The 20603-nt window shown below is 53.4% G+C and carries 19 protein-coding genes and 1 riboswitch; of the genes, 5 read left to right on the top strand and 14 right to left on the bottom strand.

From position 1 onward, the window contains the following. Complete coding sequence (locus DVH26_RS08890) at positions 1-474, bottom strand: hypothetical protein (protein WP_239633336.1); 474 nt, start codon at positions 472-474, stop codon at positions 1-3. Between the two features lie 183 nt (positions 475-657). Between DVH26_RS08890 and DVH26_RS08885 the strand changes: the two genes are divergently transcribed. Continuing rightward, complete coding sequence (locus tag DVH26_RS08885) at positions 658-795, top strand: DUF6254 family protein (RefSeq protein WP_239633334.1); 138 nt, start codon at positions 658-660, stop codon at positions 793-795. Positions 796-870: 75 nt separating this feature from the next. Beyond that, on the top strand, positions 871-1065 hold the full coding sequence (locus DVH26_RS08880; protein ID WP_239633332.1) for a hypothetical protein: 195 nt from the start codon (positions 871-873) through the stop codon (positions 1063-1065). 119 nt (positions 1066-1184) lie between these two features. On the opposite strand, the gene DVH26_RS08875 is transcribed toward DVH26_RS08880, so the two are convergent. The 10 genes from DVH26_RS08875 to DVH26_RS08830 all read right to left on the bottom strand — a co-directional run bounded on the left by DVH26_RS08875 (position 1185) and on the right by DVH26_RS08830 (position 13928). Then, complete coding sequence (locus DVH26_RS08875) at positions 1185-1973, bottom strand: sugar phosphate isomerase/epimerase family protein (protein WP_239633329.1); 789 nt, start codon at positions 1971-1973, stop codon at positions 1185-1187. Positions 1974-2336: 363 nt separating this feature from the next. Continuing rightward, positions 2337-4631: a putative bifunctional diguanylate cyclase/phosphodiesterase gene (locus tag DVH26_RS08870; protein WP_239633327.1), complete on the bottom strand. Its 2295-nt coding sequence runs from the start codon at positions 4629-4631 to the stop codon at positions 2337-2339. Positions 4632-4669: 38 nt separating this feature from the next. Then, positions 4670-4978 (bottom strand): helix-turn-helix transcriptional regulator, encoded by a 309-nt coding sequence (locus DVH26_RS08865; protein ID WP_239633325.1) that lies wholly within the window; start codon positions 4976-4978, stop codon positions 4670-4672. A gap of 156 nt (positions 4979-5134) precedes the next feature. After that, positions 5135-5827, bottom strand: coding sequence for a response regulator transcription factor (locus DVH26_RS08860; protein WP_239633323.1), 693 nt, complete (start codon positions 5825-5827; stop codon positions 5135-5137). Positions 5828-5900: 73 nt separating this feature from the next. After that, positions 5901-9728 (bottom strand): response regulator, encoded by a 3828-nt coding sequence (locus DVH26_RS08855; protein WP_239633321.1) that lies wholly within the window; start codon positions 9726-9728, stop codon positions 5901-5903. Between the two features lie 282 nt (positions 9729-10010). After that, positions 10011-10793 carry a sugar phosphate isomerase/epimerase family protein gene (locus DVH26_RS08850; protein ID WP_239633319.1) on the bottom strand — a complete coding sequence of 261 codons (783 nt, stop codon included), beginning with the start codon at positions 10791-10793 and terminating at the stop codon, positions 10011-10013. Positions 10794-10997: 204 nt separating this feature from the next. Then, positions 10998-11495, bottom strand: a complete 498-nt coding sequence (locus tag DVH26_RS08845; protein ID WP_239633317.1) for a hypothetical protein — start codon at positions 11493-11495, stop codon at positions 10998-11000. 159 nt (positions 11496-11654) lie between these two features. Then, on the bottom strand, positions 11655-13112 hold the full coding sequence (gene katA, locus DVH26_RS08840; RefSeq protein ID WP_239633315.1) for a catalase KatA: 1458 nt from the start codon (positions 13110-13112) through the stop codon (positions 11655-11657). Positions 13113-13266: 154 nt separating this feature from the next. Next, a complete protein-coding gene (locus DVH26_RS08835; protein ID WP_239633313.1) occupies positions 13267-13581 on the bottom strand; it encodes a DMT family transporter in 315 nt (104 codons plus the stop codon). Further along, the gene (locus DVH26_RS08830; protein WP_239633311.1) at positions 13581-13928 is read right to left on the bottom strand and encodes a DMT family transporter; all 348 of its coding nucleotides are present in this window, start codon (positions 13926-13928) and stop codon (positions 13581-13583) included. Before DVH26_RS08830 ends, DVH26_RS08835 begins: the two co-directional genes overlap by 1 nt. A gap of 146 nt (positions 13929-14074) precedes the next feature. Between DVH26_RS08830 and DVH26_RS08825 the strand changes: the two genes are divergently transcribed. Further along, positions 14075-14929, top strand: a complete 855-nt coding sequence (locus tag DVH26_RS08825) for a LysR family transcriptional regulator (protein ID WP_239633309.1) — start codon at positions 14075-14077, stop codon at positions 14927-14929. Between the two features lie 62 nt (positions 14930-14991). Then, the gene (gene lepB / locus DVH26_RS08820; RefSeq protein WP_239633307.1) at positions 14992-15465 is read left to right on the top strand and encodes a signal peptidase I; all 474 of its coding nucleotides are present in this window, start codon (positions 14992-14994) and stop codon (positions 15463-15465) included. Here lepB and fdhD read toward each other — a convergent pair. From fdhD to DVH26_RS08805, 3 genes are all read right to left on the bottom strand, one after another. Beyond that, positions 15455-16246: a formate dehydrogenase accessory sulfurtransferase FdhD gene (fdhD, locus tag DVH26_RS08815; RefSeq protein WP_239633305.1), complete on the bottom strand. Its 792-nt coding sequence runs from the start codon at positions 16244-16246 to the stop codon at positions 15455-15457. The two genes, lepB and fdhD, sit on opposite strands and share 11 nt — an antisense overlap. 5 nt (positions 16247-16251) lie before the next feature. Then, the gene (locus DVH26_RS08810) at positions 16252-18603 is read right to left on the bottom strand and encodes an FdhF/YdeP family oxidoreductase (protein ID WP_239633303.1); all 2352 of its coding nucleotides are present in this window, start codon (positions 18601-18603) and stop codon (positions 16252-16254) included. A gap of 194 nt (positions 18604-18797) precedes the next feature. Then, positions 18798-19169 (bottom strand): Na-translocating system protein MpsC family protein, encoded by a 372-nt coding sequence (locus DVH26_RS08805; RefSeq protein WP_239633301.1) that lies wholly within the window; start codon positions 19167-19169, stop codon positions 18798-18800. 328 nt (positions 19170-19497) lie between these two features. Continuing rightward, positions 19498-19631, top strand: a riboswitch (cyclic di-AMP (ydaO/yuaA leader). A 5-nt stretch (positions 19632-19636) separates the two neighbouring features. Between DVH26_RS08805 and DVH26_RS08800 the strand changes: the two genes are divergently transcribed. Further along, a complete protein-coding gene (locus DVH26_RS08800) occupies positions 19637-20521 on the top strand; it encodes a CAP domain-containing protein (RefSeq protein WP_239633299.1) in 885 nt (294 codons plus the stop codon). Positions 20522-20603: the final 82 nt, after the last annotated feature.

Raw genomic sequence — 20603 nt, 5'->3', positions numbered from 1 at the left:
TCAAGGCTTCCCTCCCGACTGCAGCGGAATATCGAAGCGGAAGCTCTCGCCAAAAGAATCATAAAAAAATGTTGCCGAACGAATCCCCTCCGGCACGTCCTTAAATGCATAATACCCTTGGGACCGTATCGCGGTATTGGTGCTTCCCGAAGCGCTAGACTCCAGCAGGGCACCGCCGTCGGTTCGCAGCTTTACCTGAAGAGGCAAGCGGTTGGACGGTCCGAGGCGCGTCGCTGTCATATATAGCCTCAGCTCTCCGCCATCATAAACAACGCCGTCCACCTGCAAAGACGACCCGTAATAGGCTTGCCGTTCCGCACTTCCCGGACCCGGATAATAGATGCCCTGATTTCGTGCGTCTTTCATATCGCGGCCAAAATGAAACATATCGGAGAAAGGCAGTATGGCAAGCAGTAAGCCGCCCAGGAAAAAAATAAGCAGCAGCCATTCTGCGGCAACCCATGCTTTCCTCATAGTCCTCATCCTTTACGTGGTACTGTTTTCTCATCCTGACGCCGTTAAAAGGCAAAAGGTTGCAGCATAATAATGCTTCGCGGTTGCCACTATAGGAATGGAGCATCCTCTCGGGGAGTACGGCAGTCACTCCCTAAGCGGCAATCGCCGCTCGCTCAATGGACCGGAAAGGAGGCGCCGCTCATGTCGAAACAGAAAAACCGCCGCGAGAATGCGGACAAAATCCGCAAGCAAACCCATCGTCCGCACGGTTATGTGAAATCGCTGGAAGAATATGCGGAAGAATACGAAAGCGGACAATCCGCCAATAAGAAGCAATAGCTCGTCTTAGAGCAAGCATCTTCCTTTCCCCTCTCTCATAAAATGAAGCAAGAACGAGGAGGAGGGGATGAGAAGATGGCATCTACATCTGCTATCTGGGCTGAGCTTTTTCTATGGACCGTCGTGTTGGCCGGTATCGTCGGAAGCTTCTGTGCCTGTTTGTACCGGTTTGTCAGCAAAGACTCAACCGAGTACGACATGGAATTTCTTTGGGACAACCGCTTCCGCTTGAAAGATCTGGAGCTTGATCCTAAAGACCGCAAATCATGATCCCCTGCATCGTCCTTGTTTCTCAAGCTTTACGGCCTTATTTAACCTTCGCGGAACTGCAAAGAAACCGCTCCTTGCCGGAATGGTTCCACGCCATCCGGGCAAGTGCGGTTTCTTTTTTACCCTGCCTCTGCCTCTTTCTCGAGACCCCACTGCCGTCTCAAAAAGCTAAGTGACGCGGGAAGCTCCAGCGTTCGTTCCGCCACAGAGCATTCGACGGAAACGCCTCCCGAATACCCGGCCTGCTTCAACTGCTTAACGAAAGCTTCATAAGGATAGCTTCCCGTTCCGGGAGACCGTCTGCCCGTATCAGCCACGTGGATATGAGCGAGCCAATCCTTATGCTCTCCAATCGTGTCCAACGGCTCCTGCTCCTCATCCATATGATAAAAGTCGGCCAGTACCCTTATCGGGTCCCGATTGACCAAGCGTGCAAGCGCAACGCCTTCGGCGACGCTGTTAATGATATTCGATTCCTTGCGGTTCAGCGGCTCAATCACCAATGTCAATCCAGTTCCCTTGCACTCGTCTGCGGCCCATCCTAGCAGGTTCAGCAGCTGCTCCTCGGCACGGCTCTTCTCCCATCCTTCCGGTACCGTACGAGCCTTCCCGCTGCCGAACACGACGATAGTAGATCCGACGCTTGCCATCGTATCGACTGCTCTTGCCAAATAATCGCGGATTCTTTGCTCATCTGCAGCAGGCCCTACCAGCGGAAGACCTCCCGGAAACAATATATTCCATGCTCTTACCGGAATTGGGCTATTCCAATACAATGGCAACGCTTTCTTGAACGCGTCCGGTTCCAGCTGCAGGAGCGGAGCGAGCGGACATTCTATATAGTCGAATCCGTGCTCCTTGATTTCGCTCGCCTGTTCAATTCCCATACACCAGCCGAATGCTGTCATCCTTCATACCTCCTAAGCGGTTTCGTCATGATTGATGTGCTTTCGAAGCGGGTCTGTCTCTCTTCTCATTGTACTGGAATCCTCCCCAGGCTTCCGGACGTTTCTTGCTTAATGCCTCATGTTTTCAACCTTTCTTGCTATAAAATCAATGGATGGAGCCGAAGCGCCCTGTCAGCCGGTGAGAAAACCTCTATCGAGGCCCTTCAAAGATGAGCGACCGCGTTCAATGGTAGGGTTTTATCGCCAATAGGAAAGATCTTCGATACGCTTTTTCGCTTTACCGAACTAAACTTTCCTATGTGGTAAAAAAAGTTCGGCGGATACCCGCTCCCGAATTGTGCCGTGAACGAATTTCCACCGAACCTATACGGCGCTGTGGCTATTCACTGCGCCTGCTTTAGCCCTTAGCTGCCGGATCTCCAGCTCGAACAGAGGCTTGGATATGTAATAGCCTTGTATGTATTCGCAGCCCCAGGACCGCAGGCATTCGTACTGCTCCTCGGTTTCTACCCCTTCGGCCACAACCTTGATGCCCATTCTATGTACAAGCTCAATAATCGATTCCACCAGAGACTCTCCTACGGACTCATTGGTGATATCCTGTACGAAAGATTTATCGATCTTCAAAGTTCCTATCGGCAGTCGGCTTAAATAGTTCAATGACGAATAGCCCGTACCGAAATCGTCCAAAGCGATCTTCACTCCGTAATCGCGGAGCGTCTCCAAATTGCTGATCGCCGTCTGGAACGACTCCATCATGACGCTCTCGGTAATTTCCAGCTCCAGGTATTCGGGAGCCATCTGCGTTTCGAGCAAGATGCCGATAACCATCCGGGCGAAATCCGCCCGCTGCAGCTGGATCGTAGAAATGTTGACGGAAATGACGGATTCGGGAAAGCCGTAGTTTTGAATCGCCTTATTGCGCTCGCATGCGGTCCGTATAACCCATTCGCCTATCGGGATGATAGCGCCGCTCTGCTCCGCTACCGGAATAAATTCCATGGGCGATATCGTGCCCATCTCGGGATGGACCCAGCGAATCAAGCTTTCGAACCCGCGAATTTGCTCCGTCCGGACGTCCACCTGAGGCTGATACTGCAGGATCAGTTCATTATGGATCAGCGCCTTGCGAAGCGCTTCTTCGAGCTTGCTTTTTCTGATTAACGCTTCCCGCATGCCGTTGTTATAGAAGCGGTAATGGTTTTTTCCTTGCTCCTTCACCTTGTACATAGCGGTGTCGGCGTTCTTGGCCAGCTCCTCCGCCGTTTCTCCGTCGCTCGGATACAGGGCGACACCCATGCTGATCTTCGTATGGATCTGCTCATTATGAATCAATTGCGGGTATTGAAACCCGTCATACATCGACTGAATGCGCATCTGCAGAGGCTGCAGCTGATCGATCCCTTCGAACAGAAAGACGAATTCGTCCTCTCCTATCCGGGCCAGCGTATCCTTGGGCGTAAGAAAACGCTGCAGCTTGAGTCCTACCCGGTTCAGTAGCTCATCTCCGAACACATAGCCCCTCGTATCGTTGATCAGCTTGAAGTTGTCCAGATCGACTACAACTACAGCTACCATGCTGTCCTGCTCCCTGGCAGTTCCGATCGCCTGGTTCAGCTTCTCCATGAACAGCTTGCGGTTAGGAAGCTCGGTCAAATCATCGTATAAGGACAGCTGCATAATATGCCGCTCCGTATTACGGATTTTCGTAATATCGTAGCAGGTTCCGGTAATGGACTTCACTTGACCGTCGGCTCCGGCAACCGGGGATAACGTCGTGACATAGATTCTAACGCTGCCGTCAGTGTGCTCGAGATCCTTTTCGAATGTCACCGGCTGCCCGCTTTTTACCGTTTCCAGCATCCCGTTCCACCAGGAAAGCTCCTCATGAAATCCGAACAGGTCCACAATGGACTTCTTGCCAAGCTCCTCCGGCAAAACGCCCAAATCTTGCTGAAACTTCTTGTTGGACGACAATACGATCCCTTTTTCATTACAGCTAAAGATCAGATCATTGGAATGCTCTGCCAGCGTGCGGTATTTCTCCTCGCTCTCCAGCAGCTTGTCCTCCGTTTCCCGCTTGCGTATCTCGTTCACGATAAAATATCGGATAAGGACCGCGGCCACCGGAAAAGCAACCAAGACCGGCACCGCATATTCTCGGATCAAAAGCCATGCCGTATCTGCAGGCAAAACAAAAAGCCACAAGATGTTCCCGATCGCCACGAGCAGACCCAGTCCTGCATAGGCTATTGCGGGCTTGTGAAATTTCCGGTCGTATCGGCTCATCATCATGCCAAGCAGCATCGCCGTGCCGATTGCCGCCAAAGCGCTGAAGGCTCCGACACCGCCCACATAGATCCTGTAGATTCCGACAATCAGCGCAGCGATAATTCCGGAAACGGCTCCCCCGAATGCGCCGGCAAAAGCTACAAGCAGTGTGCGGAAATCGATAAAGATCCCGTCCGTCACATAGATGGGAATGATCATGACGGTTAACCCCGTGATTCCAAACAACCCGCCCCAAATACAGCGGGCCCGCAGTGCAGGAAGGTTGGAAATGAAGGGATACAACCAATGAAACAAAAAGATGAATGACAATAGCACGGATGCGTTAATCGATACATCCCTTATTGTGCTGAGCCCGATTTGGATCATGGCATCCCCTCCCGAATATCGTCTAGGCGCCGCTCATCTTACTTTTTGACATCCGTAAGAGGCAGGCTGCATTCCTGGCAAAACGTTTGCAATAGCATGGAATACAGCTTTCTTGTTGAATGGATACCAAGCTTCTTCATAATATTATCCAAGTGATTTTTGACCGTTTTGACCGAGATGGTGCAATGATCGGCCAATTCCTGATTCGAATACCCGTACAGCATTAACAAAATAGCGATTTCGCTCTCGCGGCGAGTCAATTGGTTCTGCTCGGCAAAAGAGCAGATGGAATTTCTCACATACTCAGCATATATCGTCTCATTCTCTTGTGATACTACTTCTAGCATGGCTCCGCTAATACCTCCACTTATATAATGACTCGTTCTGGCTGTACTCGACAAATGACAAAGAGTCACATTTTATGGCAATATCATCCACAACTCATCCTATTATGCGAGAAAATTGTCAAAAAAGTTTATGGATGAATGTTAGCTCACGGCCGTTTACATATTCATAAATTTATATCCGACTCCCCATACCGTTTTAATGTATTTAGGCTGCTTGGAGTCTTCCTCGATCTTTTTGCGCAGGTTGCCTATATGCACATCGATGGCACGGTCGTTCACGAACGAATCGAACCCGCGAACCGCATTAATCAGCTCTTCCCGGCTGTATACTTTGCCCGGATTGCCGATAAACAGCTTCATAATTTCAAATTCGGAAAAGGTCGTCTCCACTTGAGCACCGTTAACATAGAGAGACCGTTTCTCGTAATTTAAAAAAATCCGGTTGGGCGAAGCCGCCTCTGTCGTCTCCTCCCTCATCTGCCGGTTGTAGTAGGTCCGCCTGATCATGGCCGCTACCTTGGCGGACAGCTCGCGCATGCTGAACGGCTTGCACAAGTAGTCATCCGCTCCGGCATGCAAAGCATTCACGCGATCCATCACCTCCGTTTTCATGGAGATGACAAGAATGGGCACGGTCGATTTTTTGCGCAGCTCCCCGCACAATTGAATACCGCTAATATCGGGCAGAATAATGTCAAGCAGAATGATATCGGGGACAAACTCCTCCAGAATGGCCAAGGCTTCTTTCCCGCTCTCCGTACGGTTGACGACATAGCCTTCCTCAGACAAGTACATGCAAAGCATATCTCCGATTATGGTGTCATCCTCAATAATAAATACTTTGTACATCAGCGACCACCTTCAAGCAAGGAATAAATAATAATATATCTAACAAATAAGAAATGGTTTGCTCAAACTTTTCTTACATTTTATTGACATTCCATTTCCAGTCATCAAGCGACGCCAGGATTGAGGACAGCTCCTCTTCCAGCACTTGCAGCCCCTCCTGCAGCCCGACAGGCCCTCCGTCTTCTTCAAGCGCCGATTCGATGCCCGCTGCAGCCTCGAACAATCCGTCCGCCGCCAAATTACCGGCAACCCCTTTCAATGTATGAACGGCGCGTTTGGCTTCCGCCACATCACCGCTCGCCAACTGCGACTGAAGCCGGCCCGTGAAGTCGCGGTATTCCCGCTCGAAATGATTCAATATATGAAGCAGTATCGGAAGCTTCCCGTTCAAGCGCTGCAGCACTCGCTCAAGGTGAATGCCGGTTAGATCGGGCAGCGTAAATCCCCTCATCGTCTCGTCGTGCTCCGAGAGCAACGGCTCCCGCTTGCCTACCCATTGCTTCAGCACCCGGATCATCTCATCGAAATTTACCGGTTTAGTCAATATATCATTCATTCCAAGCGAAAAACATAGCTCTCTCTCCTTCGGCAGCGCATTGGCGGTCAACGCTACTATCGGCAGCCGATCGTGCCGTTTGTCCGCTCTCAGCCGGCGGGTCGCTTCGTATCCGTCCAATTCCGGCATTTGAATATCCATCAATACCAGATCCCAATGCAGCAGATTCGCATATTCCAATACTTCCTTGCCGTTGCGGGCGACCGTTACGGAGTAGCCTTCGGCTTGAAGCAGCTCTACCACGACCTGCTGATTGATTTCATTATCCTCCGCGAGCAAAATCCGGCCCTTGCGCAGCGCACTGGCTTGCTCCACCGGCGGGGCAGCAGCGGAAGAGGAAGAAGGCTTGTCCCCCTCCGGGCTTACCCGTTCCAAAACCGATCGAATCGTCTGGAACAGCCCCAGCCGGTTAACCGGCTTGACAATGATCGTATCCGGCCGTTCGTCGGCCTGCATGCCGACAATTTCCTCCCGGCCGTATACCGTCGTCATCGCGATGGTGAATACGCCCGCCGAGGCGGCGTAATCTTTGAACTGGAACCACGTATCATGCCCGTACATATCCTCCGCTTCCATATCGAGCAGGACGGCATGATACGGACTTGCCGCTTGCGCCTTCGTCATCTCATCATAGCCTTCGCTCCATGATTCGACGGCCGTAACCTCCAGCGAGAAGGAACGGAGCAGCTCGCAGAGCAGTGCGCGGATGACTTTATGATCCTCTACGACGAGAATCCGATACGGGGCGGCGCTCTCCGGTAAAGACAGCTTGGCGCCTGTCGTATGGACGGCGAGCTCGAACGGCAGGGTGAAGGAGAATCGCGTTCCTTTTCTCTCCTCGCTTCGGACGAGCAGCGTTCCCCCCATCATTTCGATCAGATTTTTGGAAATGACGAGACCGAGTCCGGTCCCCCCGTATTTCCTGCTCGTCGATCCGTCCGCCTGGGTAAACGGCTGGAACAGCTTGCACAAGTGTATCTCATGGATGCCTACCCCGGAATCCTCGACGGTAAATTCGATCCGGATGTCCTTCTTATCGAGATGCACAACCGTCAGCTGTATGATGATGAACCCTTGCGAGGTAAATTTGATCGCATTGCTGCACAGATTGAGAAGAATCTGCTCCAACCGAAGCGGATCGCCGATCAGGGCATCAGGGAGATCCTCGGGCGTATCGATAATGATATCGATGGATTCCTTCCCCAGCAGCACGCTCATCATATCCGACACGTTGCGAATGATTTCGTCGATATTGAAGCTCACCTTCTCCAGCTCCACCTTGCCTGCCTCGATTTTGGAGAAGTCCAGTATGTCGTTCAGGATACGCAGCAGCGTGTTCGACGAAGCGAGTATTTTGTTGCTGTACTCCTTCTGGGTGCCGCTCATTTCCGTTCTCAGCATTAATTGCGCGAATCCGATAATGCCGTTTAGCGGCGTGCGGATTTCGTGGCTCATCCGGGCCAGAAACAAGCTTTTGGCGTCATTGGCTTCATCCGCCTCCTGCTTGGCCTGGAGCAGCTCCGACTGAATCCGCTTTTGTTCCGAAATGTCCCGTGCGACGACGGAATAATGGCTGACTTTTCCCATCTTGTCCCTATGCGTTACGATAATGAGCGACATCGGGATATGCTGGCCCGCGGTCGTCCGAATCATGGATTCCGTCTCCCAATAGCCCTTCTCGCGCACGGTATCCAACCCTTTGATGAAAAAGTCGAACGAGATGTCGTCTATGTACTGCCTCACCGGCTTCGTATGCGCATCCAGACGCGTAATGCCGATCAGCTCCATCCCCGCCGGGTTTAAATAAAAAATGTTCCCGTTCGAATCGATGGATGCGATCAAATCCTTGGCCGCCTTCAAAATGCTTAACAGACGGTTGCGCATCTCCTCTGTCTGCTTATACAGCCGGATATCGTGGGCGATGGCGACATATCCGGTCACATAGCCATGCTGATCGCGCATTGGGCTTACGTTAAGGCTGACCGGAAACCGGTTGCCGTCTTTATGGATGTACGTCCATTCGTAATCCTCTGGAGCATGGCGGAGCGACTTGGTCAAAAACACCGAAATGTCGGGCTTCACGTAAATGCCCAGCTCCTCGGTCAGGCGTTCCGAGCGTGCGACAATTTCCTGTTCGTCATGCCAAAGAAACATATCTTCCTTATAGATCATGTCTTCGGCCTGATACCCCAAAATTTTTTCCGCCGTACGGTTAAAATACGTCACTTTGCAATCCGTGTTAATGACAATAATAGCGTAATCATTTTGATTGATAATGGCATTCAGACGCTCGAATACATTGCGAAGATGGTCAACCATTCCGTTCACTGATTGGGCAAGCGCGCCGATCTCATCCTGCGATTTGAACAGGACGGGACTAACCTTCAGGTTACCGCCGGCGACGTTCTCCGTCACGTTCAAAATTTGCCTGATCTGCGAGACGACTTTGTTCAGGATGAAGAACATAATGATGCCCAGCACGATTTCCGTTATTGCGACGGTAACCATCGTTTTCCAGAACAGCGACTGAAGCGGCTTCTCGAACGATTTCAGCGACACGCAGACGGCCATATACCATTTCGTGCCCGGGATTTCGGAATAAAAGATCAAATGAGGCAAGCCGCCGACATTCGTTTCAACGAAGCCGTACCGTTTCTTGACCAGCTCGGGAACTATGGGCTGAAAATCCGAATCCGGATCCAGCACATTGGAATGCAATATTTTCGTATGATCCGGGTGATAAATAATCGTTCCGTCACGCTCGAACATTATAGTGAGATCGGAAGGGCCGACCATAAAATCCGAAAACCCGCCGAACACCTTATCGGTCAGCAAATCCGCTCTCAGCACTTCCTTAATTCGATAATCCTTGTCGTATATCGGCACTTGCATCGTAATGATCAGCTTCTTGGTTTGCATGTTCACAAACGGATTGGAAACCACATCGTTTCCCCTCATCACGTCGATAAACGCCGCCTCATCCGCAATATGCATGGCCGTTCCGTCAATCTGCTTCAGGCTGCCCTGGGCATCACTGATACCGAACGTGGTGAAATTTCCGGCGGACCGGTCCCGTTCTCTCTTCAAATATTCCAGCCGGTCGGTATCCGTACCGAAACGGAGCAAATCGGTGTGGCTGATGACCTTCACTTCAGCAAGCCGGGTCGAAATCCAGGTCGAAAGGTCTTGCGCCTGCGTCTGCACCTTAGCCCTGGCATTATCCTTGAGCGACTGTAAAATGGACTGCTTGGCCGCCCGATAATTGCTCACTCCAACTAAAGTTAATGAAATACTCGTAATTAGGAGAAACAAAACGCTGATTCGAACGCGCAGCGATGCCTTCATTGGCGCCTCCCCTGATCTTTGGCTTTAGTTCATCTATCAGATCATCCTATCTGTGTCATTGCTTTCATTATAACCCCACCCTGTTGCGAATCCTACCTTCCCAAACGATTTTCGACATCAAACTCGGGAACTTTTTTCACACCTTCCGGTCTTGAAGACAATTTATGGCAAGCGATAAATGAGATGGAGCGATAGCGCTGCCATGGCAATCCCATTCGTATGAAAAAAAAGCTTCGTCTATACCCGTTCCGATGCAACGGATATAGACGAAGCGAGCACCGATCATTTGGAAATGACAGCGAGCCATTCCCGCAAAAACCTCATATCGTCAAGCGCAGCCTCATACAGCTTCTCCTGCTCTTCCCCTTGCCCCGTTCCCTCGACGAACTCCAGCGTGTAGGAGCCGTTGTAGCCCGCCTCCCTCAGCATATCCAATCGCTCCGCCGCTTCGGACGGCTGGGCGGATAGCCTTTGGAACGTCTTGCCGTCAGGCCGGAATTGGACGTGGGCGTGCGTAATGGCCGAGCCCAGATGGCGAAACCAGTCCCTCGGCGACCCCAGACTATGGAACGGATGAATGATCGCCTCGCAGCGGTCCATCGCCTTCAGCGCGGCTGCGGCAGCCTGCGGCTCCTCCATCACCGTGTTAGGATGGCATTCGCACAGGAGGCGGCAATCGCCCGGAAGCCGCTCCGCCCATTGTTTCCAGTTGCGGATATACATAGGCAGGTTCTCCGGCTCCTTGCCGAAGTTGAATTTGACGGCCTTCGCCCCCAGCTTGCGGATGAGCTGAGCCGCCAGCTCCCTGCCCTCTTCTTCTTCATCGTCGAACGATATGTAAGAATTGTATACGGAAATGGGCAGAACGGAGGCAGTCAGCTTGCCCAGCTCCTCTGAGCCCGCGCGGACGGCGTGGTTCTCCCACAGCTCGATCCCGTCGAAGCCGTCCCGCTTCAGCCTGGAAATCCAGTCGCTGACGAGGTACGTAGGCTCTTTTCCCGCAGCCCAGCGGTTTCTTTCCAACAAGATCGTGCCAAAATAAATGCTCCCTGCATCTCGAGTCATAATTCGGATCATCTCCCGATATAGGATGGTTACCTAGCGCCGTTATCCAAGTATTCTTGGTTGAGGCAATGGTTTCCTCCTTCAACCGGCGAAAAAGTGCGTCGAGAGCCCGTTGCAAGAAACAAAAAGAGTATTCGAGCTTGCGCTCGGATACTCTTTTACTGCACCGATTATGCTATCCCGCCTGCACCACATTCTAGCGGATCATCCTTCTATGAAGGTCACTTCGCCCTTTGAGCCGATCGGGACCATTTCGTACAAATATTGCGACATCAGCTCCTGTTCGTTGGGAGGCACGTCGCTCTCGGAATGATAATCAAAGTGAATGACGCCGGTTATCATGTCATATTGGTTAAAGGTCAGCTCGCCGTAGGAGAATATCGAATTGATAGCTTCGAGAATGCCCTCCAAATCCAGCACTCGGTTCAAGGCCGCTTGCATCAGCTCCTCCGGCAGATGGCTCACCTGCGGTACCATGTCCTCCTGGACCAAATGGTAAGGCTTCACCTTGAAGCAGGTGTGCGAGTGCAAATAGTCGGCTGCGAACTGCCTCAAGCTCCGTATGTCCTTATCCGGCAAATGCAGCTCCTCGTTCCAGGCATAAATAGTGGCTCTATGGTTTCCATCCGTATGAATTCTTACGTATCGCAGCTGCGGAAATCGTTGTTTGATCAATTGCTCCGCAAATAGACGGGTTCTCACATGGATCACCTCGTTTCCGATATTGGGCCAAACCTCCTCCATGCTAACGCTTTCATAATTCCATTTTATTAATTGCCGAATAAAAATATACGACGTCCGCCCAGGGAACGAAAAGAAAGGCAGCCGCCCCTTCGCGAAAGGGCGGCTGCCTCACTACTCTTATTCCTCTTCCGGAACCTGCAATCCGAGTCCTTCCGCAATGCGCCGCCCATATTCCGGATCGGCCTTGAAAAAGTGCCCGATTTGCCTTAGCTTGATGTCCTCGCGCTCCACCGGAGCCATGGCGCCGACGATCGTCTGGACGAGACGCGCACGCTCCTCCTCGCTCAATAAACGGTACAAATCTCCCGGCTGGGTGTAATGATCATGATGATCATAAGCCACGCTGTCGGCGCTGCCGGACACCTCAAAGGCCGCCTGCTTGTTCTCCGGCGTTTCCGCCGGTCCGCCGAAGCTGTTAGGTTCGTAATAGACGGAGCCGCCGCCGTTATTATCGAAGCGCATTTGTCCATCGCGCTGATAGTTGTTCACTTCGCTGCGGGAGCGATTGATCGGCAGCGACTGGTGATTGGCGCCCACCCGATAGCGGTGTGCGTCATGATACGCGAACAGCCGGCCCTGCAGCATTTTATCCGGAGATACGTCGATGCCCGGCACCAGCGTCCCCGGAGAGAAGGTCGCCTGCTCGACCTCGGCGAAGTAATTTTCCGGATTCCGGTCGAGCACCATGCGTCCGACCTCGATCAGCGGATAGTCTTTTTGCGACCATACCTTGGTGACGTCGAACGGGTCGAATCGGTACGTATCTGCGTCCTCCAGCGGCATGATCTGAACACAGAGCTTCCAGGCCGGGAAGTCGCCCGCCGCAATCGCATTGAAGAGATCCTCCGTATGATAATCCGGGTTTTCTCCGGCCAATTGGGCTGCCAGCTCCGGCGCCAGGTTTTGAATGCCCTGCTCGGTTTTGAAATGGTATTTCACCCAAACGCCTTCCCCTGCGGAATTGACCCATTTGAACGTATGGCTGCCGAAGCCGTGCATATGCCGGAACGTTGCCGGTATGCCGCGATCGGACATGAGAATCGTCACTTGATGCAGCGATTCCGGCGACAGCGACCAGAAATCCCATATGGCGTTCGGATTTTTCAGATGCGTCTGCGGATGACGCTTTTGCGTATGAATGAAGTCCGGAAACTTGATGGCATCCCGGATGAAGAACACCGGCGTGTTGTTGCCGACCAAATCGTAATTTCCTTCCTCCGTGTAAAATTTAACGGCAAACCCGCGCGGGTCACGCACCGTATCGGCGGAGCCGCTCTCTCCCGCTACCGTCGAGAAGCGAATGAAGACGGGGGTCCGTTTGCCCACCTCGGATAAAAAGTCGGCCTTCGTATACTTCGTCAGATCGTTGGTCACCTCGAAGTAGCCGTGCGCCCCTGCGCCTTTGGCGTGCACGACGCGCTCGGGAACGCGCTCCCGGTTAAAGTGAGCCTGCTTTTCGAGCAAATGCACATCCTGAATAAGCGTAGGGCCTCGCGATCCCGCCGTAATGGAATTCTGGTTGTCGCCTACAGGAGCGCCCCAGCTGGTGGTAAGCTTGTTCTTGTTCTCGCTCATAATCTCATTCACCTCGTTACAATGATTTGGTGGAGCTGCACTTGAAGCGGTTCCACAATGTCTTACCCAAGCTGCAAAAATATGTATCGCACTAGTGTATATGTATTCAATGATCAAGCCGTTCATTCTTATCGGGATGTCCGTCAGCGCTTGATCACGAAATCCATTTCAATCCAATGACGGATACAAGAATAAGAGCCATACATGCAATACGCCGGTAATCCTTCGCCTCCCCGAAGGCAATCATCCCTGCCGCCGCACTTCCTACCGAGCCGATTCCGGTCCAAATCGCATAGGAGGTTCCCATGGAAATATCGGTCATAGCAAGCGTCAGCAGCGAAAAGCTGGCTATGTAAGCTAACGCCATAAGCAAATAGGAGGACCCGTCACGGCGAACCGTAACCCGCTTCATGGCGATAACTCCAGCTACTTCGCACAGTCCGGCCGAAATAAGGATAATCCAAGCCATTAGACATTCCCCTCCTTGGAGTCTGGAGCCGCCGTTTCTGTGACTAGCTTCAACCCGATGATGCCGGCTGCCAATGTAGCAATAAAAAGCAGCTTGAGCGGGTCAACCGGTTCCCCGAACATCACAATTTCCGTAATGACCGTGCCCGCCGTACCGACTCCGGTGAATACCGAGTACACCGTACCTAAGGGCAGGCGAGCCGCTGCGTCCAGCAGCACCTTGAAGCTGAACAGTATGCAAGCGAAGGTGATAAGCCACTGCCACCATGCCGAAGAATGCTTCAAGCCCGCCACCCAGACTACCTCGAAAGCCCCGGCCAACAATAAAAACCACCAATATTTGTTCATATCCGCGATTCCGCTCCTCTCCAAGCTTCGTTTCAGCCCTGTAAAAATTTGCTTGAAATCCAGTGTAACGGATTATCGGCGTGTAGTATAATGATACATATTCATAGATCCATCATTTTTTTTGATACCAAAGGGAGGGCGGAAGCATGGAATTGACGGACCTCAAAGTGTTTCTGACCGTGGCGGAGGAAGGCAATATTAGCGGTGCGGCGCAGCGGATGGATTACGTGCAATCGAATGTGACGGCACGAATCCGGAAGCTGGAATCGGAGCTTGGCGTTCCGTTGTTTCACAGACATCCCAAAGGCGTGTCGCTGACGGACAAAGGGGTCGTATTTCGCGAATACGCAGCCTCCATCGTGCAAATGTCGGACGAGGCCGTAAGAGCGGTTCAGGATACGCCCTACCCGAGCGGTCCTCTCTGCATCGGCGTCGTTGACACCTTGAATTGCGGCAGCCTAATGAGAGCGTTGTCCTCCTTTCAATCCCGGCATCCGGAAGTATCGCTGACGCTGCTGACAGGACCCTCCGGCGATCTGCTGGATATGGTACTGAGCCATAAACTGGACGGCGCGTTCGTGACGGGAGATTATCCGCCCGCCAAGCTGCTGTGCGAGCATGCGACCCGCGACGAGCTGAGATTGTTGACGCCGCTCACCGGCGATGAGTACCCGGACCTAGCGGCTTTGAAATGGGCCGTTTCCCCCAAAGGCTGCCCGTTTCGCGCCATCCTGGAGCAATGGCTGCGGAGCATAGGGCTCGCCCTCGACAATATTATCGAGATCAGCTCCTTGGAGACGCTTCTCAGCTGTGTTCGCGCCGGGCTGGCCTCCACGCTGCTACCTGCTTCCGTGCTAAACGGAGATGACGGAACGATCGGGGTGTACCCTGTACCCGAGCCGTTCCGTTATACGAAGACGAGCCTCGTCCGCCGCAACGACCGGTTTACGAGCAAGGCTTTTACCGTGTTTGCAGAGATGGTCAAAGCATCCGGGATGTAGCCCTCATTCTCTGCGCGTCTTTATGAAGTAAATCTTATACAAAGGACAAAGGAGGGCTTTTATTGAAACTATTTTTAGCGCTGCTAGTATCGTTATCGTCGGTCTACGCGCAGTATAACAAGCCGTTTATTGTAGAGGGGCCGTCCATGGAGCCTACCTATCATGCAAAAGACCGGCTCGCCGTCGATACGACCTATTATCAGGATCATTCGTTCCAGCGCGGAGATATCGTCATCGTACAAGTAAACGAGAACCAGTACTACTTGAAAAGAGTGATCGCACTGCCTGGAGAAACCGTCAAAGTAGAAGGCGATCAAGTATACGTCAACGGGCGGCCGTTAAAAGAGCCATACATACAAAAAGCGGTGGAGGAAGCCGCCAGCCGGGGCGAAGCTTACAACCACCGCAATATGAACGAACGAACCGTACCCGAGAAGACGGTTTTCGTCCTCGGCGATAACCGCTCCAACAGTCTTGACAGCCGCGACCTGGGTCCAATCCCTTTCGAGAAGATCGTAGGCAAGGTCAAACCGTAGACAGTCGTTCAGGATGCGTATACACATTGAAGGAATCGCCGCGGATAAAGCCGATGACCGTAATGCCCAGATCCGAGGCAAGCTGCAGCGCCAGCTGCGTCGGCGCCGACTTGGAGAGCAGGATCCCCACGCCGATCTTGGCCGTCTTCAGCAGCACCTCGGACGACACTCTCCCGCTGAATACAAGCACTTTTCCCTTCAGCGGAATACGGTGCCGCAAGCAGTGGCCGTACAGCTTATCGAGGGCATTGTGCCTGCCGATATCCGTTCGGGCTGTCAGCAGCTCCTCCGTCGTGCACAAGGCGGCGTTATGAACGCCGCCCGTGTTGCGGAAGTCCGATGAAGCGTGCTGTAGCCCGCGCATGAGCGCAAGGCATTGCTCCGGCGTAATCGTTGTCCGGGACATAACCGTTTTGGCCGTACGGGCATCATTATGAAAATAAAACTGGCGGCTCTTGCCGCAGCAGGAGCCGATAAACCGTTTATTGTACCAGTCTTTGCCGGTATTTTGCGCGGCGGCCAGCTGCACATCGGCAAAGCCGCGAGCCTCGTCCAGCGACAGCTTGGCGATATCCTCCATGGTACGGATCATTCCTTCGGAAGCCAGAAATCCGATGATCATGTCCTCCAAATCCGACGGAGAGCAGACGATCGTCGCGAATTCTTCCCCGTCGACCCGGATCGTAAGCGGAAACTCGTCCGCGACCTCATCCTCCTTCTCCTGCAGCCGCCCCGACTCATACTTCAATATTGGCCAACGTGACGTTACCGGACGTTCCATGCCCATCACTCCATTTCCGTCTCAAGCTCGGCGATCCGCTTCTCGACATACTTCGTATCCTTGAAGGCGTGATAGGTTTCCGCCTTTTCCACCACAGCGGCAATGTTATATTCGGGTATGCCCGCATGCGGCTCATATACGCCTTTCGGAATCAGGCTGTTGCCCTCCGGCCAGTGAACGCCGATATTGCCGCGGCGAATTGCCGCCGGCTTGGCGCGCCCGTGCAGCAAGCCGTACCGGTTATAGACGACAACGGCGTCCCCTTCCCGCAGCCCGAGACTGGCCGCGTCCTCGCCGTTGATCAGCACATCGTACCGGTCCGCATTGTTGAACGGATCGATATCGCTGTAGATCATCGAGTTGAACTGCTTGCCGCGGCGCGTCGTTACCATGAAGTGCCCTTCCGGCTTGCGCAGCTCGGGCAGCTCGATCGGGATGAGCTGTCCGCGTCCGTCGGGCGTCGGACAGACGCCGCCCTCGCACAGCCACGCTCCGCCCCATTGGAACACATCGCCGCGTTCCGCCAAATGCTGAACGCCGTCGTAATACGGGACGGCCTGAGCAATTTCGCGGCGGATGCCCTGCGCATCGCCGAATCCGATGCGCCGCTTGTTCTGCGGATCGACGCGGACCGCCAGCTCCGCATAGATCGCCCACTCCGCCCGCGCTTCCCCGATTCTCGGACCTTTGATTTCGGGCGAGAAGTAGACCATCCGCTCCGTCGACGTCGACGTGCCCCCGCCCGGCTGCTCGTACCGGGTCATCGCCGGCAGCACCAGGACCGCTTCGCGCGCGTCGGCCAACGTCGACGTATTCAGCACGATATCCTGATGCACCCGGATATCGACGCTCTGCAGACAGCGCTGTACGAAGGCCGGGTCCGGCATCGTCTCGAGAAAGTTGCCGCCGGACGTGTAGAACAGCTTCAGCTTCCGCTCGTGATCCTGCGGCAGCAGCGCATTCTCCAGCGAGACGCCGACGATGTCGCCCTGCCATGCCGGCAGCTCGAAGCCCCACAGCTTCTCGATGCGGCTCCGGTCCGCCGCCTTGTAATCGCCGCCCGGCAGGCTGAACGGGTCGGCCCCCATCTCGCCGGAGCCCTGGACGCCGCTATGGCCGCGAATCGGCATGAGGCCGCAATGCTCGCGGCCGAGAAATCCCCGCAGCAGCGCCAGATTGGCTACCTGCGAGATGTTGTCCGTGCCGAACCGGTGCTGGGTCAGCCCCATGCTCCAGACGAAGACGGCGGATTTCGCCTTCGCAAGCAGGCGGGCAAACTCCAGCATCCGTTCCTGGCTGAGCCCCGAGGAGCGCTCGAGCTGCTCCCATCGCTGCTTCATGACATGCTCTCTCAAGGCGGTATAGCCGTTCGTGTGCTCATTCACGAACGCGCGGTCGATGGCGCTGCCGGGGGCTTCCATCTCCATCTCGAACCAATGCTTCATGACGCCGTTCATGAACGCAATGTCGCCGCCTATGTTCACCTGGTAAAAGTCGTCGGCGAGCCTCGTTCCGAATAAAGCGGATTCCGGAATGGAAGGAATCCAATACTGCTCCATCGACGGCTCATAGTACGGATTGATGACGATAATTTTCGTCCCTTTCCGCTTGGCCGCGTACATATATTTGGTCGAAACCGGCTGGTTGTTGGCGGCTACGCTGCCCCAAAACACGAGCACGTCGGTGCCGATCCAGTCCTTGTAGTTGCAGCTGGAGGCGCCTATGCCTACGGACCGCTTCAGCGCCGTCTTTGAAGGAGAATGGCAAATGCGCGACGCGTTGTCGATGTTGTTCGTGCCGAGGAGCCGGGCGACTTTGGCCGCCGCATAGTAGCTCTCGTTCGTAATCCCGCGCGCCGTCAAATAGAAGGCCAGCTGCTTCGGGTCGATCGAGCGGATCTTCGCCGCGATCATCTCCAGCGCTTCGTCCCAAGTCAGCCGGGAGAAGCGCCTCTCCCCTTGACGCCGGATCAGCGGATACGGGATGCGCCCGAGCTTGCGCAGTGCCGTGCTGTCGAGCCGGGCCAGCTCGTCGATGTCCCGGTGCAGCTCCTCTGGCTTGATCGCGGGCATCGTGCTAAGCCGGAGCACGTTCAGTCGCGTCGTGCATAGATGCGGCCCTTCCAGCGTCCGGTCGTACAGGCCGGACACGCCGAGAGCGCAGCCGTCGCATACGCCCTGCGTCAGAATGCGGTAAGCATAAGGCAGCTGATCGCGGTTCTCCCAGGCGATCTTCGCCGTTTCTTTGATATGGTGCGGCTTCACCCGCCCGAGGCCGAAAGGCGCTTTGCTCACCCACAGCTTCGGATCAGGCTGTTTGGGCAGCTTGATCGGACCGGTGTGCTTCGTTGTTCCCATCTTGTATCCTCCTATGAACTCAAATAAAAAGCCGCAGCAGACAAGCCCTCTTATCGCAAAAAATAAAGGGTAGGTCTGTTGCGGCGGTTAGTCTTAAGCAGGGTCGCTGCCAAGTGCCAACGGCACATTATGATGGATGCTACATGATGCTCAGGTTATTTGAATAATCGTCATTGCTCATGAGCCTGTCAGACTCATAAATATTTCGGAGCGGCGAACTTGCTTTCGATGTCCTGATCGAAGACGAAGATGGACATGCCGAAATCTTTTTCCAAATCGATGTCTACATATAATTCCAGGAAACGGGCGCCGAGCAGCTGCTCCATCTCTATCGGCGGGTTGTTCTTGTACATTTCCTTTACCATCTCGGTCCTCGCGGAACGCAATACCTGCTTTCCGTCCGCTGCCGAGGCGATAAACTTCTCAACGGGCGAAAGGTTCCCCTCCATCTCGCAAATAGCCCAGCACTTGCAAAATGTCGTGCGGATTTCCCGCGGACCTTTGCCCATATGACGCTTTCGAAACGCTTTCACTAAATTGCTGAATTCCGCTTCCGTTTTGTTCATATCGGGACGTCCTCATTTACCGGATTTACATCCAAATTTTATCACGGAGTTCAGGTTTGTTCAATGGATGCGGCAAAAGAGGGTTCCCTTACACATATCCCAGCGCATCTCGATTAAGCAGGATCCGGCGTGTGCGGCTGCTATTTTTCGAGAATTGCAGAATGCTCTTATCTATGTAAAATGGCTAGAGATGACGGCCATTTATTGAAGTTTCATAGAGCCGCTGGAAGACTTTGTGCCATGAAATGCGTCTTGGCCCATGCTACAATGAAATGGCTCCGAACGATCCGTACCGGATTATTGGTCATGGACACCGGAAGCAAAACTATCAAAATTAAGGCCGAAGCTTAATAGAAAGCACGGGGGATCCATTCCATGGGGTGAAGCCGCCTATTGCGGCAGGGTGATTGCTCTTTGACCCGAATCCGTCAGCTAACCTCGTAGGCCGCGAAAAGGAGAGGATTTTTTTGAATCGTTTCAAAAAAGTTGTTTTGACAGGTGTACTGGCTTTGAGCCCGATTATCGGCGTGAGCGCTGCATCTGCGGCTCCGTTAAATACAATTTCCGATAGCACGCTGTCCAGCTTGACCAAGCAATACGGCATTGACCTGAATTCTTTGCTGCAAGGACAACAAGGCCAGTGGCATTCTATCCCTACTGGCAGCAATAACGTTTGGGCCGGTGGATATTGGACTCAAATTCCTGTCGGCAATGGCAACGGCAGCGGCAACAATGATTGGAACTGCAACTTCGGCATTCCTTCCGTGAATCCTGGTAACGGCGCCGGTCAAGGCAATGTCGACGATGGCGGCACAGCTGACAACGGCAGCGAGGATAACGGCGGTACCGTCGACAACGGAAACGTTGACAATGGCGGCGATACCGGCAATGTCGACAACGGATCCGCTAACGGCGGCAATACCGGCAGCGGCAGCACGGGAAATACAGGCAGCGGTACGGTCAACGAAGGCACTAGCGAGCAATCCGCATTCGCTACCGAGGTCATCAACCTGGTAAACCAAGAGCGCGCCAAAGCAGGTCTGGGTGCCCTGACAGAAGACAAAGCTTTGTCCAATATGGCACTTGATAAGGCAAAAGACATGTACAATAACAACTACTTTGATCATAATTCGCCGACCTACGGTTCTCCGTTCGACATGATGAAGACTTATGGTATCAGCTACTCTTATGCCGGCGAGAACATTGCTAAAGGTCAACGCAGTCCGCAAGAGGTTATGAACTCCTGGATGAACAGCCCTGGGCACCGTCAAAACATCATGAGCCCTAACTACACCAAAATCGGCGTTGCTTACTACAACGGCGAGTGGGTACAAGAATTCATCGCTAACTAATACGGATAGTATCAGACAGCCTCGTATGCTTTATAAAGTGCACCCCTTAGAATAGACATTGGAAAAACCCCTAGGTTAATCC

The organism is Paenibacillus sp. H1-7 (genome assembly GCF_022354825.1).
Lineage (GTDB): Bacteria > Bacillota > Bacilli > Paenibacillales > NBRC-103111 > Paenibacillus_S.
This window is presented reverse-complemented; position numbering and strand designations above follow the sequence as displayed.

Coding starts and splice junctions, on each gene's coding strand:
- DVH26_RS08890 (WP_239633336.1), bottom strand. CDS start 474: ATGAGGAAAGCATGGGTTGCCGCAGAATGGCTGCTGCTTATTTTTTTC.
- DVH26_RS08885 (WP_239633334.1), top strand. CDS start 658: ATGTCGAAACAGAAAAACCGCCGCGAGAATGCGGACAAAATCCGCAAG.
- DVH26_RS08880 (WP_239633332.1), top strand. CDS start 871: ATGGCATCTACATCTGCTATCTGGGCTGAGCTTTTTCTATGGACCGTC.
- DVH26_RS08875 (WP_239633329.1), bottom strand. CDS start 1,973: ATGACAGCATTCGGCTGGTGTATGGGAATTGAACAGGCGAGCGAAATC.
- DVH26_RS08870 (WP_239633327.1), bottom strand. CDS start 4,631: ATGATCCAAATCGGGCTCAGCACAATAAGGGATGTATCGATTAACGCA.
- DVH26_RS08865 (WP_239633325.1), bottom strand. CDS start 4,978: ATGCTAGAAGTAGTATCACAAGAGAATGAGACGATATATGCTGAGTAT.
- DVH26_RS08860 (WP_239633323.1), bottom strand. CDS start 5,827: ATGTACAAAGTATTTATTATTGAGGATGACACCATAATCGGAGATATG.
- DVH26_RS08855 (WP_239633321.1), bottom strand. CDS start 9,728: ATGAAGGCATCGCTGCGCGTTCGAATCAGCGTTTTGTTTCTCCTAATT.
- DVH26_RS08850 (WP_239633319.1), bottom strand. CDS start 10,793: ATGACTCGAGATGCAGGGAGCATTTATTTTGGCACGATCTTGTTGGAA.
- katA (WP_239633315.1), bottom strand. CDS start 13,112: ATGAGCGAGAACAAGAACAAGCTTACCACCAGCTGGGGCGCTCCTGTA.
- DVH26_RS08835 (WP_239633313.1), bottom strand. CDS start 13,581: ATGGCTTGGATTATCCTTATTTCGGCCGGACTGTGCGAAGTAGCTGGA.
- DVH26_RS08830 (WP_239633311.1), bottom strand. CDS start 13,928: ATGAACAAATATTGGTGGTTTTTATTGTTGGCCGGGGCTTTCGAGGTA.
- DVH26_RS08825 (WP_239633309.1), top strand. CDS start 14,075: ATGGAATTGACGGACCTCAAAGTGTTTCTGACCGTGGCGGAGGAAGGC.
- fdhD (WP_239633305.1), bottom strand. CDS start 16,246: ATGGAACGTCCGGTAACGTCACGTTGGCCAATATTGAAGTATGAGTCG.
- DVH26_RS08810 (WP_239633303.1), bottom strand. CDS start 18,603: ATGGGAACAACGAAGCACACCGGTCCGATCAAGCTGCCCAAACAGCCT.
- DVH26_RS08805 (WP_239633301.1), bottom strand. CDS start 19,169: ATGAACAAAACGGAAGCGGAATTCAGCAATTTAGTGAAAGCGTTTCGA.